Annotated in this window: 9 protein-coding genes; 7 read left to right on the top strand and 2 right to left on the bottom strand. The window is 65.7% G+C overall.

Going from position 1 to position 13,417, the window contains the following annotated elements; translation table 11 throughout:
- Positions 1-151: 151 nt before the first annotated feature.
- Together ACR9ZN_RS22290 and ACR9ZN_RS22285 are read left to right on the top strand one after the other, a co-directional pair.
- Complete coding sequence (locus ACR9ZN_RS22290) at positions 152-1,366, top strand: efflux RND transporter periplasmic adaptor subunit (RefSeq protein ID WP_454811185.1); 1,215 nt, start codon at positions 152-154, stop codon at positions 1,364-1,366.
- A gap of 2 nt (positions 1,367-1,368) precedes the next feature.
- Entirely contained in the window at positions 1,369-4,548 is a 3,180-nt protein-coding gene (locus tag ACR9ZN_RS22285; RefSeq protein ID WP_481273197.1) for an efflux RND transporter permease subunit, read from the top strand.
- 12 nt (positions 4,549-4,560) lie between these two features.
- Here ACR9ZN_RS22285 and ACR9ZN_RS22280 read toward each other — a convergent pair whose 3' ends face one another.
- Complete coding sequence (locus tag ACR9ZN_RS22280; RefSeq protein WP_454811181.1) at positions 4,561-5,403, bottom strand: class I SAM-dependent methyltransferase; 843 nt, start codon at positions 5,401-5,403, stop codon at positions 4,561-4,563.
- A gap of 335 nt (positions 5,404-5,738) precedes the next feature.
- On the opposite strand from ACR9ZN_RS22280, the gene acs reads away from it, so the two are divergent.
- The 3 genes from acs to ACR9ZN_RS22265 all read left to right on the top strand — a co-directional run bounded on the left by acs (position 5,739) and on the right by ACR9ZN_RS22265 (position 10,342).
- Positions 5,739-7,685, top strand: coding sequence for an acetate--CoA ligase (gene acs / locus ACR9ZN_RS22275; protein ID WP_434958616.1), 1,947 nt, complete (start codon positions 5,739-5,741; stop codon positions 7,683-7,685).
- 2 nt (positions 7,686-7,687) lie between these two features.
- Positions 7,688-8,419 carry a DUF4241 domain-containing protein gene (locus ACR9ZN_RS22270; protein ID WP_481273196.1) on the top strand — a complete coding sequence of 244 codons (732 nt, stop codon included), beginning with the start codon at positions 7,688-7,690 and terminating at the stop codon, positions 8,417-8,419.
- Between the two features lie 126 nt (positions 8,420-8,545).
- On the top strand, positions 8,546-10,342 hold the full coding sequence (locus tag ACR9ZN_RS22265; RefSeq protein WP_434958613.1) for a chloride channel protein: 1,797 nt from the start codon (positions 8,546-8,548) through the stop codon (positions 10,340-10,342).
- A 15-nt stretch (positions 10,343-10,357) separates the two neighbouring features.
- On the opposite strand, the gene ACR9ZN_RS22260 is transcribed toward ACR9ZN_RS22265, so the two are convergent.
- The gene (locus ACR9ZN_RS22260) at positions 10,358-11,398 is read right to left on the bottom strand and encodes an alpha/beta hydrolase family protein (protein ID WP_481273195.1); all 1,041 of its coding nucleotides are present in this window, start codon (positions 11,396-11,398) and stop codon (positions 10,358-10,360) included.
- Between the two features lie 191 nt (positions 11,399-11,589).
- Here ACR9ZN_RS22260 and ACR9ZN_RS22255 point away from each other — a divergent pair, with 191 nt between their 5' ends.
- Complete coding sequence (locus ACR9ZN_RS22255) at positions 11,590-12,351, top strand: GntR family transcriptional regulator (protein ID WP_454811175.1); 762 nt, start codon at positions 11,590-11,592, stop codon at positions 12,349-12,351.
- A 211-nt stretch (positions 12,352-12,562) separates the two neighbouring features.
- Entirely contained in the window at positions 12,563-13,408 is an 846-nt protein-coding gene (kduI, locus tag ACR9ZN_RS22250) for a 5-dehydro-4-deoxy-D-glucuronate isomerase (RefSeq protein ID WP_481273194.1), read from the top strand.
- Positions 13,409-13,417: the final 9 nt, after the last annotated feature.

The following is a 13,417-nucleotide window of genomic DNA, read 5'->3' as shown; positions in this document are numbered from 1 at the left end:
ATGGGGTGATCCGGGGCCTTTGGACACCAATCGAAGTCGGACAGAAACATCCCTTAACACTGGCCCACACTTCCGTCGTCATCGCCGTCACAAATCGGATTCGAAACCTTGCACCTGCCCTTGGGCGGGACCATTGCGACGGATCGGACTCATGAATATCGAACGTAAACCCAGACGGCGCCGCTGGCCCGCCGGGCTGGCAATCTTGATGGTCGGACTGGGAAGCTACGCGGCCTGGCGCCATCTCGCACAGGCGGCGCCGGCGCCCCAGGCGCAGGCCGCGCCCGCCAAGGTGCCGGTCACCTTCGCGCAGGCAGTGAAGGCCGACTATCCCGTCGAGGTCGACGGTTTGGGCACGGTTTCCCCCTTCAAGACGGTGACGGTGAGGAGCCGGGTCGACGGCGAGATCACCAGGATGTTCTTCAAGCAGGGCCAGATGGTCAAGCAGGGCGATCCGCTGGTGGAGATCGACAGACGCCCCTATCAGGCAGCGCTGGACCAGGCGATCGCCAAGAAGGCTCAGGACGAGGCCAGCCTCAGGAACGACCAGCTCAACCTGCAGCGCTTCCAGAACCTTGCCCAGAAGAGCTTCGAATCACAGCAGGCCGTGGACACCCAGCAGGCCCTGGTCGACCAGGTCAAGGCACAGATCCAGGGCGACGAGGCGGCCATCGACAATGCTCGCACCAATCTCGACTACACCACGATCAAGGCGCCCTTCACCGGCCGCACCGGCTTCCGCCAGATCGACCCAGGCAACATCGTGCATGCCGCCGATCAGAATGGCATCGTCACCATCGCCCAGCTCCAGCCTATCGCGGTGCAGTTCACCGAACCCCAGGACCTGCTGCCGGCCATTGCCAAGGCTTTCGATCGCGGGCCGGCGCCGGTCGAGGCCCTGAGCTCCGATGGCCAGACCGTTCTTTCGCGCGGCACGCTGGCGGTGATCGACAACACCGTCAACCAGGCGACAGGCACGATCAGCCTGAAGGCGCGTTTCGACAACGCCGACAATGCACTCTGGCCGGGCCTGTCGGTCGATACCCGCTTGCTCGTCGACACGCTCAAGCAAGTCCTCGTGGTGCCCGAGGATGCCGTCCAGCATGGGCCGTCAGGCCTTTTCGCCTATGTGATCGGCGATGACGGCAAGGCCGTGGCGACACCGATCCAGGTGGGCATGAGCGGCAATGGCCGCGCCGTGGTCAACCAGGGTCTGACGGTCGGTCAGAAGGTCGTGGTATCAGGCCAGGCACGCCTGCAGAACGGCGCGGAAGTCGAGGCGCGGCCGCTGCCGTCCCCGGATGGAAAGATTGCCGAACAGACCGGCCTGCAGGCGGGCGGCAATCCTATCGGGAAGGCGGACTGACCATGCCCGGTATCTCCACCCCTTTCATCCGCCACCCGGTTGCCACTACGCTCTTGATGGTGGGCATCCTGTTCGTCGGCATCATCGCCTATCCGCAATTGCCGGTGGCGCCGCTGCCCGAAGTCGACTTCCCGACCATCCAGGTTTCCGCCAGCCTGCCCGGCGCCGATCCGGCCACCATGGCCTCGTCCGTGGCCCAGCCGCTGGAAACGCAGTTCTCGCTGATCCCGGGCATTTCGGAGATGACCTCGTCGAGCCAGACGAGTTCGACCCAGATCACCTTGCAGTTCGACCTGTCCCGCAATATCGACGGTGCGGGCGCGGATGTGCTGGCGGCCATCAATGCCGCCAACGGGCAATTGCCCAAGAACATGCCGAGCCCGCCGACCTATCGAAAGGTCAATCCGGCCGATTCCCCCATCCTGCTGCTCGGCGCCACCTCCGACACGCTGCCCTTGACCGAGGTTTCCGACCAGGCGCTCACCAAGCTGGCCCAGGCCATCAGCCAGATCGGCGGCGTCGGCCAGGTCAATGTCGGCGGCCAGCAGACCCCGTCCATCCGCGTCCAGGTCGACCCCGCCAAGCTGGTGGCCAAGGGATTGTCGCTGGAGGACGTGCGCACCCCGCTGGCCGTCACCACGGTCAACAATCCAAAGGGCACCTTCAACGGCGCCACCCGCTCCTACACCATCTATGCCAACGACCAGCTCACCGACGCCAAGGACTGGAACGACGTCATCATCGCCTATCGCAATGGCAGTCCGGTACGCGCGCGCGACATCGGGCAGGCGGTGAGCGCGCCCCAGGACGATACCCAGGCGGGCTGGGCGGATGGCAAGCGTGGCGTCTTCCTGGTGATCTTCAAGCAGCCCGGCGCCAACGTCATCGACACCGTCGACAATGTCATGAAGGTGCTGCCGCGCCTGGAAGCGGGTATTTCACCCGCTATCAAGATCTCCGTGCTGTCGGATCGTACCCAGACCATCCGCGCCGCCGTGAAGGACGTGCAGTTCACGCTGCTGCTCACCATCGGGCTCGTCGTCATGGTGATCTTCGTCTTCCTGCGCAGCGTGTGGGCCACGGTGATCCCCTCCATCACCGTGCCCTTGGCCTTGCTGGGCGCTTGCGCCCTGATGTGGCTGGCCGGCTACAGCCTCGATAATCTCTCGCTGATGGCGCTGACCATTGCGGTGGGCTTCGTGGTCGACGACGCCATCGTCATGCTGGAGAACATCACCCGGCATATCGAGGAGGGTGAGAGACCGATGGCCGCCGCCCTCAAGGGAGCCGGTGAGATCGGCTTCACCATTCTGTCGATCAGCATCTCGCTGATCGCCGTGCTGATTCCGCTCCTGTTGATGAGCGGCATCATTGGCCGGCTGTTCCGGGAGTTTGCGATCACGCTCGCCATGACCATCGTGGTCTCGGCCTTCGTGTCGCTGACCCTGACGCCGATGATGGCTTCGCGCTTCCTCAAGCCGATTCACGAGGAGCATCATGGCAAGTTCTACAAGCTCAGCGAATCTTTCTTCGAGGCCATGGTGAATGCCTATGAACGCGGCCTCGACCTCGTGCTGCGCTTCCGCTTCATCACCCTGCTGACCTTCTTCGCCACGGTGGCCCTGTCGGCTTACCTGTTCGTGATCATTCCCAAGGGCTTCTTCCCGCAGCAGGACACCGGCCTGATCACCGGCGTCGTCGAAGCGGCGCAGGATACGTCCGTGGCCGACATGGCGCGCCATATGGAGGAATTGGGCGCCATCGTGCTCAAGGATCCGGCCATCGACCATATGGCCATGCGCATGGGCGGCAACGGCAACACCCTCAATGACGGCACCATGTATATCACGCTGAAGCCGCGCGACCGGCGCAGCGCTTCGGCTGACCAGGTGATCCGCCGCCTGCAGCTCCAGACCGCCAAGGTCGAGGGGGCGCGGCTTTACCTGCAATCGGCGCAGGACGTGCGCCTCGGCGGCCGGCCCTCCCGCACGCAGTACCAGTTCACCCTGCAGGGCACCGACATCGACCAGCTCAACCAATGGGCGCCGAAGCTGCTGGACGCCATGAAGACCATGCCGGAACTGCGCGACGTCGCTTCGGACCAGCAGGCATCCGGCACCACTCTGACCCTGTCGATCGATCGCGACCAGGCTGCCCGCTACGGGCTGACGCCCGACATCATCGACGCCACGCTCTATGATGCCTTCGGTCAGCGCCAGATCGCGCAATTCTCGACCCAGCTCTCGACCTATTACGTCATCCTGGAGGTGCTGCCCTCGCTGCAGAAGAGCACGGCGACGCTGCAGCAGATCTATCTGCGCTCGCCGGCCACCGGCGGCGAGGTGCCGCTCTCGGCCTTTGCGAAATGGAGCACAGATCCTGTCCGCCCGCTCGCCATTAACCATCAGGGCCAGTTCCCGGCGGTGACGATCTCCTTCAACCTGGCGCCCGGCGTGGCGCTCGGGCAGGCGACGGCCGCCATCGAGGCTCTGGAAAAGCGGATGGAGCTGCCGGCCACCATCGGCTCGACCTTCCAGGGCACGGCGCAGGCCTTCCAGGATTCGCTCTCCTCGGTGCCGATGCTGATCGTCGCGGCCCTGGTGGTGGTCTATCTGATCCTCGGCATCCTCTATGAGAGCTTCATCCACCCCCTCACCATCCTCTCGACCCTGCCTTCCGCGGGCGTGGGGGCTCTGGCGACGTTGCTGCTGTTCCATTTCGACTTCAGCCTGATCGCCCTGATCGGGGTCATTCTCCTGATCGGCATCGTCAAGAAGAACGGCATCATGCTGGTCGATTTCGCCATCGTCGCCGAGCGCGATCACCGCATGAGCGCCGTCGAGGCGATCCGCCGGGCCTGCCTCCTGCGTTTCCGGCCGATCCTGATGACCACCATGGCCGCCTTGCTCGGCGGTGTCCCGCTGATGCTCGGTTCCGGCACCGGCTCGGAGATCCGCCAGCCTCTCGGCTATGCCATGGTCGGCGGCCTCATCGTCAGCCAGGTCCTGACTCTCTTCACCACGCCGGTGATCTATCTCTATCTCGACGGCTTTTCGAAATGGCTGAGAAGCGGTCGCGATTCCGGCGAACCGAGCGAGCCGCCGGAAGCCGTTCTGGCGGGAGAGCCCAGGGAGGACCAGGATCTGGTCATGCCCGAACCGCGTGCCGTCGCGATGCGGTGAGTGCGAGTTTTCTCACGCTGCCCGCGCGATCATCTCGATGGGCGCGATCAGCCCATCGGCCAGGGCCGACATCACATTGCCGATGCGAAGGGGAGCGTTCGCGCCCATCAGGACCTGGGGCCCGAGGGGAGACGGGCCGTCGCGGGCGACCTTCTCCCTCATCTCGCGGCCGAGCCGGAGAGCAAGGTCGCGATGGCTGCGCTCGAGTTCCAGGCTGAAACCGGCCTGGGCAAGGGCCTGGCGGTAGCGGCTCGGCGGCTCCACGAAGCTGGTGGCCGAACTCATCGCCCAGGGCATCGGGAAGGGCAGTTCACCCAAGCCATTGTGTGTCTGGCCTTGGTGCATGATGTCGTAGACGCCGAAGCGCGCACCCGGCTTGAGTACCCGGCGTATTTCGCGAAAGAGGGTATCCTTGTCGGCGATGTTCATGCCGACATGGAACAGGGTGGCGCCGTCGAAGCTCGCGGCCTCGAAGGGCAAGGCGAGGGCGCTGCCCTGCACGAAGGAGACCCGCCCCGACAGGTGGCAGCGCCGGGTCACCGCCTCCGCCACGGCGACGAATTCGGCGGTAAGATCGATGCCGGTGACGCTGCAGCCGAGCGCCTCCGCCAGGTGCCGCGCCGGTCCCCCGATGCCCGAGCCGACATCGAGCACATGCATGGCATGGGTGAAGCCGAGATCCTCGGCCAGCTCTTCGGTGGCGGCGGCCCAGCCGAGGTGAAACTCGTCGATGCCGGCGAGATCGCCGGTGACGAGCCGGTCCGGATCCTTGCCGGCGGCCTCCAGTGCCGAAAACAGTGTTCGCTCAAGCGAACCTTGCGTGTAATGGCTGGCGACGGCGCCTTCGATGTCCATGGCCACATCCTTTCTTGGCGGGCTGGTACTAAGCGGTAGCATCGCAAGTTCAGCCGCCACTATACCGCGCCGCGTCAAGCAAAGACAGACGCACCTCAGTATCCGCCGGAGCACGCGAGGGACTTGCCCTGCGCCCGCGCTTTGTCATAAGCGTTCTATCAAAGCGTTTTGCGATTTTTGCGGAATCGTCAGGAATCGCAAAGACGCGCCGAAGCAAGGAGTTGGAGCACACGAGCGTTCAGCCATGAACGCGCTTCGCTCCAGAGGAAATGCCGGTTTCGAAGCCGGCGCGCGTTGCAAGGCCGTGGCACGACCCCGGCCGATGGGAGGAAGGCATGTCTGAGGCCAAGATCTACGACGTTCCGCGCGAATGGGCCGAGGAAGCGTATGTCGACAATGCGCGTTACCAGGCGATGTACGAAGCCTCCGTCAGCGATCCCGAGGCGTTCTGGGGCGAACACGGCAAGCGAATTGGCTGGTTCGAGCCCTATACCAGGGTCAAGAATACCCGTTTCGAACCGGATGTCTCGATCCGCTGGTATGAGGACGGCACCACCAACGTCTCCTGGAACTGCGTCGACCGCCACGTCGCCGAACACGGCGATCGTACCGCTATCATCTGGGAGGGTGACGATCCCTCCGAGAGTCGCCACATCTCCTATCGCGAGTTGGCCAGCCAAGTGCAGCGCTTCGCCAACGTGCTCAAGGGCGAGGGCGTCAAGAAGGGCGACCGGGTCACCATCTATCTGCCAATGATTCCCGAAGCGGCCTTCGCCATGCTCGCCTGCGCCCGCGTCGGCGCCGTGCATTCCATCGTCTTCGGGGGCTTCTCGCCTGATTCCCTCGCCGGCCGCATCACCGATTGCGGTTCGACCGTGGTCATTACCGCCGACGAAGGCTTGCGCGGTGGCAAGCGCGTGCCGCTCAAGGCCAATGTCGACGCGGCGCTGGCCAAGGAAGGGGGCGTCTCCTCGGTGATCGTGATCAAGCGCACCGGTGCCCCGGTGCCGATGGTCACCGGACGCGATCATTTCTACGCCGATCTCGCCGCCAATGTCTCCGACGAGTGCCCTTGCGAGGAGATGGCGGCGGAGGACCCGCTGTTCATCCTCTACACCTCCGGTTCCACCGGCAAGCCGAAGGGCGTGCTGCACACCACCGCAGGCTATCTCGTCTATGCTGCGATGACGCACCAATATGTCTTCGATTACCGCGAGGGCGACATCTATTGGTGCACTGCCGATGTCGGCTGGGTCACCGGTCATTCCTACATCGTCTACGGCCCGCTGTGTAACGGTGCCACCACGCTGATGTTCGAGGGCGTGCCGAACTACCCGTCGGTGTCGCGCTTCTGGGAAGTGATCGACAAGCACCAGGTCAACATCTTCTACACTGCGCCGACCGCGATCCGCGCTTTGATGGGGGCCGGCGAGGAGCCGGTGAGGAAGACCTCGCGCGCCTCGCTCCGCCTGCTCGGCTCCGTGGGCGAGCCGATCAATCCCGAGGCCTGGGAATGGTATCACCGCGTGGTGGGCGACCATCGCTGCCCGATCGTCGACACCTGGTGGCAGACCGAGACCGGCGGCATCCTGATCTCGCCGCTGCCCGGCGCCACCAAGCTCAAGCCGGGATCGGCCACACGGCCCTTCTTCGGCGTGCGTCCCGAGATCGTCGACGCCGAGGGCAAGGTGCTGGAGGGCCCCTGCGAGGGCAATCTCGTCATTGCCGATTCCTGGCCGGGCCAGATGCGCACCGTCTATGGCGACCACCAGCGCTTCTTCGACACCTATTTCGCCGCCTATAAGGGCAAATATTTCACCGGTGACGGCTGCCGCCGCGACGAGGACGGCTATTACTGGATCACCGGCCGCGTCGACGACGTCATCAACGTCTCCGGACACCGCATGGGCACGGCCGAGGTCGAGAGCGCGCTGGTGGCGCATGAACTGGTGTCGGAAGCCGCCGTCGTCGGCTACCCCCACGATCTCAAGGGCCAGGGCATCTATGCCTATGTCACCTTGATGGCGGGCAGCAGCGGCGACGAGATCCTGCGCAAGGAATTGGTGGGCTGGGTGCGCCGCGAAATCGGCCCGATCGCTTCGCCCGACCTCATCCAGTTCGCGCCCGGCCTGCCCAAGACGCGCTCCGGCAAGATCATGCGCCGCATCCTGCGCAAGATCGCCGAGGATGATTTCGGCTCGCTCGGCGATATCTCCACTCTGGCCGACCCGACGGTGGTGGAAGACCTGATCGCCAACCGCCAGAACAAGCCCAAGGGCTGAGAGTGCGGCGGGCGCTTTTCGTCGCGCTTGCCCTCTGCTTCGGCATGATCGCGCCGTCGCGGGCAGAAGAAGGGCCGTTGCGCCCGGATGCGACCCGGTTCGAGACCGCCTTCGCGCCCGGCGCGACGGCGACGGTCGAGGGCACCTCCGTGCCGCTCGACAGCCGCGTTCTGGGGGAGGTCACGGTGTCCTCCGGGCAGATCGTGGCCTGCGATCCCTTCGTCTTCATCGAGGCCAAGCCCTTCACTCGCGCCGTGCCGAATGGGCGATTTCCCGTGCGCGTCGCAGTGATGCGTTCGAAGCGTTTCGGCGATCGCGTCGCCTTTGCGCGCGTCGAATTCTTGCAAGCGCCGGTCGTGAGCTGGGAACGAGCCTTGGTGCCGGGCCAGGACCCTGCCAAGCTCGGCAAGCACGAATATTACGGCTTTCCGGTCGATGCGGGCACCGGTGCCTTCCTTGATCCTGCCGTAGGCAAGGATATCGCAGTCCTGTCGACCGATCAGGTGCAGGCCGTCTATGACGATTGGATCCGTCAGGGCGAAAGCTACGGCAAGGCGCATGGGCTGCCCTATGCGCTGCCCGTCAACCGTGGTGCGCATGCCCTGGTGCTGTTCTCGAGCGGCTGGGGCGATGGAGCCTATCCATCCTGGTTCGGCCTGGGGGCTGATGGCAGCGTGGCGATGCTGCTGACCGATCTGCGCGTGGCGGATGACGGGCCGGCCCGGCGAGAATAGGCGCCCCGTTCCCGATCGCGCCAATTTTCGTCGTTTGCGGACTTTTGCCTTTCACGGCGAGCGTCTAAACAGGATGGACCGGCTTACCTCTTATTCCTGCCTCCAACCGAGGCGGGCCAGCTTGTCATGTCCCATCAGCGTTTTTCCCGCCAGACTCTCAACCTCGTCTTCGACCGGGCCATCCCTGGCTGGATGCGCCTTCTGGTGCGACGCAGCGAAAGCGGCATGGTGGCGCTCGCCGCCGTGGTGGGGGCATTGGCCGGGGTGGCTGTCTATGGTGTCGCCGCCACCGCTCAGCTTGCCCATGAACTCTTCTTCGGTCTACAGGCGGAGGAGAGGCTGAGCGGCACCCTCGGCCTGCCGGTGATCCTGGCCGTGTCAATGCCGGTTATCGGCGGCCTGCTGCTCGGCCTGTTCAACTTGGTCCTGGCGCGTACCCGTTCGCCGCGCCCGGTCGACCCGATCGAAGCCAACGCCCTGCATGGCGGGCGCCTGTCGCTTGCCGGCAGCATCATCGTGGTCGTACAGACCTGGATCTCCAATGCCTTCGGCGCCTCCGTCGGGCTCGAGGCCGCCTATTCACAGATCGGCTCGGGCATCGCTTCGCGGATTGGGCTCGGTTTCCATCTGCGCCGTGCGGATTTGCGCCTGCTGGTGGGCTGCGGTTCGGCCGGTGCCATTGCCGGCGCCTTCAGCGCGCCCCTGACCGGCGCCTTCTACGCCTTCGAGATCATCATCGGCACCTATGCCGTCTCGCATCTGGCGCCCGTCGCTGCCGCGGCCATCGCCGGCACCATCGTCACCCATCTGCTCGGGATCGATTCCTACGCCTTCGTCATCAATGTCGGCTTCCGGCCGCAGGCTTCATCCTTCGCCGCTTTGGTCGGTCTCGGCCTGTTCAGCGCCGCCGTCGCCATCCTGGTGATGCTCGGGGTCGCCATGACGGAGAAGGGATTTCGCCGCCTGCCCCTGCCGATCTGGCTGATGCCGGCGCTCGGCGGGGTGATGGTCGGCGGTCTCGCTCTGATCACGCCGCAGGTGCTGTCATCCGGGCATGGCGCGCTGGTGAAGATGCTGGCCGGCAGCGAATTGCCGCTCCTGGTGCTGGGCGGGCTGATCGTCTTGAAGGCGATGGCTTCCTGCATCTCGCTCGGCTCGGGCTTTCGCGGCGGCCTGTTCTTCGCCTCGCTCTTCCTCGGCGCGCTGGTGGGCCAGTTCTATCTCGGCGGCATCCAATTCTTCTCGATCACGACCGGATTGACGCCCCACGCTGCCGCGCTCGCCGGCATGGCGGCATTGGCGGCGTCCGTGATGGGCGGGCCGCTGACCATGAGCTTCCTGGTGCTGGAGATGACCGGGGATTTCCAGCTCACCGTGGCCGTATTGCTGGCGGTGATCATCGCCAGCATCACCGTGCGTGAGACGTTCGGCTATTCCTTCGCCACCTGGCGCTTTCATCTGCGCGGCGAGGCGATCCGCAGCGCCCACGACATCGGCTGGGCGCGCGACCTCACCGTCGGCCGGGTGATGCGCAAGCCGGCGCCGACGGTGGACAAGGACGCCTCGCTCGTGGTCTTCCGCAATGCCCACCCGCTCGGCACCACCCATTACATCGTGGCCGTCGATACCCTGACCAATCGCTATGCCGGGCTGATCCGGGTCGCTGATGCCTATCAGGTCAGCCCGGAAATCCAGGATGGTGCCAGTCCCGTCAGCGGCCTGGCTCTCTATCGCGATGAGGTGCTGACGGCGGGCATGACGCTGAAGGAGGCGACCGAGCGCATGGAAGGCTGCGAGGCCGAGGCGCTGGCGGTGGTGGACGAGGCCGGCCATGTCATCGGCCTGCTGTCGGAAGCCCACGCCTTGCGCCGCTACGCCGAAGCCGCCGACCGCGCCCGTCGCGACCTGGCGGGCGCGGTCTAGGCGCTGCGGTTCCTCCTATCGCGAGGGCAGGGCCCGAGCCAGGAAGGCGAGGATCTCATCGGCGATCTGGCGGTGCAGGGCCGTTCGCTCGCGCGTGCCGCCGTCCCGGCAGACGAAGCTTTCTCCCGGGGCGATCTTCTCGATCGCGGCGGGCGCCTCCGGCAGGCATAGCTGCATGAAGCTGAAATGGGTGGCATCGGGGATGGGCAGGTAGCGCGTGCTCGCTGGCGGCAGGGCGTTGACCAGATAATCGGAGTCCTGCTTCAGGGCCGCGATGCCGGGGACCGGCGTTCCCGCCGCGAGCACCAGCACGGGTATCCGGACAGCGGCCAGGCTTTGCGGCGTGAAGCCGAGCGCCGGTCCGAGATCGAGGGAGACGACGGCGCCGATCCTGGCATCGCGGAGATCGGCTCCCAGCCTGGCGCGATCGGTCCCGCCACCGCGCAGCCCGAGAGCCGTGAGAGCTTCGCAAAGAGGCGCGGGCGAGCAAATCGCGGGAAGGCGGCTCGCGTCATAGCGCCCGCCGGCCATCGCCATCACCGTCCAGCCGCCGAGGGAATGGCCGATAGCGGCGATGCGGCTCGCCTCGATGGGGCCGGCAAGGCCGGGGTTGGTGCTGACGGCATCGAGGACCCGGCTGAGATCGCGGGGCCGTTCCCATAGACGGACAGCCTGTTCCGGCCGCTTGTCGAAGGTGGTGGTGCCGGGATGATCCGGCGCTGCCACGACATAGCCTTGCCTGGCAAGTTCGCCCGCCAGCCAGTTCAGGTTCCGCCAGTTGCCGCCGAAGCCGTGCGAGAACAGGACGAGCGCATGGCTGCCGGCGACGGGAGGAGCATTCTCCACCACCTCGACGCCCGGGAAGCTGCCATCCCGCCCGCCGATCGAGGTCAAGGGCCCGGCGGTGCTGGCCGGATACCAGAGGCGGGCCTGCAGCGGCCGCTCACCCGCCGGGTCGGGGATGCTGATCTGCCGGGACCCGATCGGTTCGCTGGCGAAGGCAGCAGGTCCCGCCAGGATGGCGGTGAGGGCGAGAAGGAAAGCGAAACGGCGCATGGAACTCTCCAGGAAAACAGCTGACACCGCCTTCCTGCCGCACCCAGGCCAGCCCTTGCGACCTGGAACATGATTGAGGTCGTGCCGGAAGGCGATGGGCTACCTGACGGTGTCAGGCCAGCCATCCAACGGCATTGACGCAGGTATTGGGAGAGGTTAGGATATCTAATATATCAGATATGGTGGATGCGATGAGTGCCTTTGCCACTTTCCAGGATCGTACCGGTGGGCGGCCGCTTGCGGCGCAGCCCGGCATGACGACGTCGGCGCTCGTGCATCGGGCGCTGCGCGACGAGATCGTCTCCATGATCAGACTGCCTGGCGAGAAGATCGCCGAAGCGGAGGTCGCCGCGGCGCATGCGGTCAGCCGCACGCCGGTCCGCGAGGCGCTGCTGCGCCTAGCCGATGAGGGGTTGGTCGAAATCGCGGCCCGGTCCGCCACCCGCGTCGCCCGCATTCCTGCCGCCATCCTGCCCGATGCGATCTTCGTGCGCTCGGCCGTCGAGCACGCCACGGCGCGGGCGGCGGCCCATCAGGCGCGAGGCAGCAGCGTCACCCTGCTGCGCGGCCTGATCGAGCGCCAGAGCGAGAGCCTCGCGTTCGGCGACACCAATGCCTTTCATGAAGCCGACGAAGCCTTCCATGCCGCTCTCGCCATGGCGGCGGGCCGGCCGGGCGCCTGGGACATGGTGCAGCAGGTCAAGACCCAGCTCGACCGCTACCGCCGGCTGACGCTGCCGGAGGCCGGGCGCATGCAACGTGTCGTGGAGGAGCACGGCGCCATCGTCGATGCCATCGAGGCCCATGACGCCGAGAAGGCCGGCCTCGCCATGAACAACCACCTCGACGGCCTGCGCCGGAGCCTGGCTTCCATCCGCGATCACAACCCGGACTATTTCTCGGGGGATGCCGCCGGCATCTCCGCCGCCTTCGAGACGCTGCTGTTCCGGTGAGGAGCCGCTTGCCCATAAACACTCTGTCATCCCCGCCACGGCCAAGGGCCGTGGAAGGGGATCCAGGAGCCATAAGCTGCATCCAATAGCTCCTGGATCCCCTTCCCGGGGTCTTCGACCCCGCCGGGGGTGACAATTCCTTCAAGTCACCTATTCGAGTGCGGTTCTTGAGCGGCTCATCCCAGCGATCCCGACAATCCAGAAAGTTCCTATGTCCCATCAATCCCTCGAAATTCGCCACGCCAGCCACCCCGAGGCCGTCAAAGGCCTGGATACGCAGGGCCTGCGCCGCGAATTCCTGATTCCCGACCTGTTCGCTGCCGGCCGCATCAAGCTGGTCTACTCCCATGTCGAGCGCATGATCATCGGTGGGGCCTGCCCGGTCGATGCGCCCCTCGTGCTGCTGACGCCAAAGGAGGTCGGGCAGTCGAGCTTCCTGGCGCGGCGCGAACTGGGCATCATCAATATCGGCGCGCCAGGGATCGTTCGTGTCGACGGTGAGGCTCACGACATCGGCACGCGCGAAGCCCTCTATGTCGGCATGGGCGCCAGCGAGGTGGTGTTCGAGGCCAGGAACGGTGCCGTGCCGCCGCGCTTCTACCTGTTGTCGGCGCCCGCCCATCGCAGCTATCCGACGCGCCGGATCGACGCCTCGATCGGGCGCATCCTGGAACTCGGCGACAAGAGCACGGCGAACGAGCGCAGCATTCACCAGATGCTGATCCCGGGCGCGGTCGAATCCTGCCAGCTCGTCTTCGGCATGACCACGCTGGCGCCGGGCTCGGTGTGGAACACCATGCCCTGCCACACCCATGACCGGCGCAACGAGGTCTATCTCTATTTCGACCTCGCACCCGAGGCGCGCATCTTCCATTTCATGGGCGAGCCCCAGGAGACGCGCCATCTGGTGATGGGCGAGGGCGAGGCGGTGATCTCGCCGCCCTGGTCTGTTCATTCCGGCGTCGGCACCGGGGCCTATACCTTCATCTGGGCCATGGCCGGCGACAACCAGGACTATGCCGACATGGACATGGTTGCGACGGCGGACCTGCGATGAGCGGCGCGG

This window comes from Labrys sp. HAY1-8F, assembly GCF_056754975.1.
Note: the sequence above shows the minus strand (reverse complement) of the source record. Positions and strands in the feature narration are given on the sequence as shown.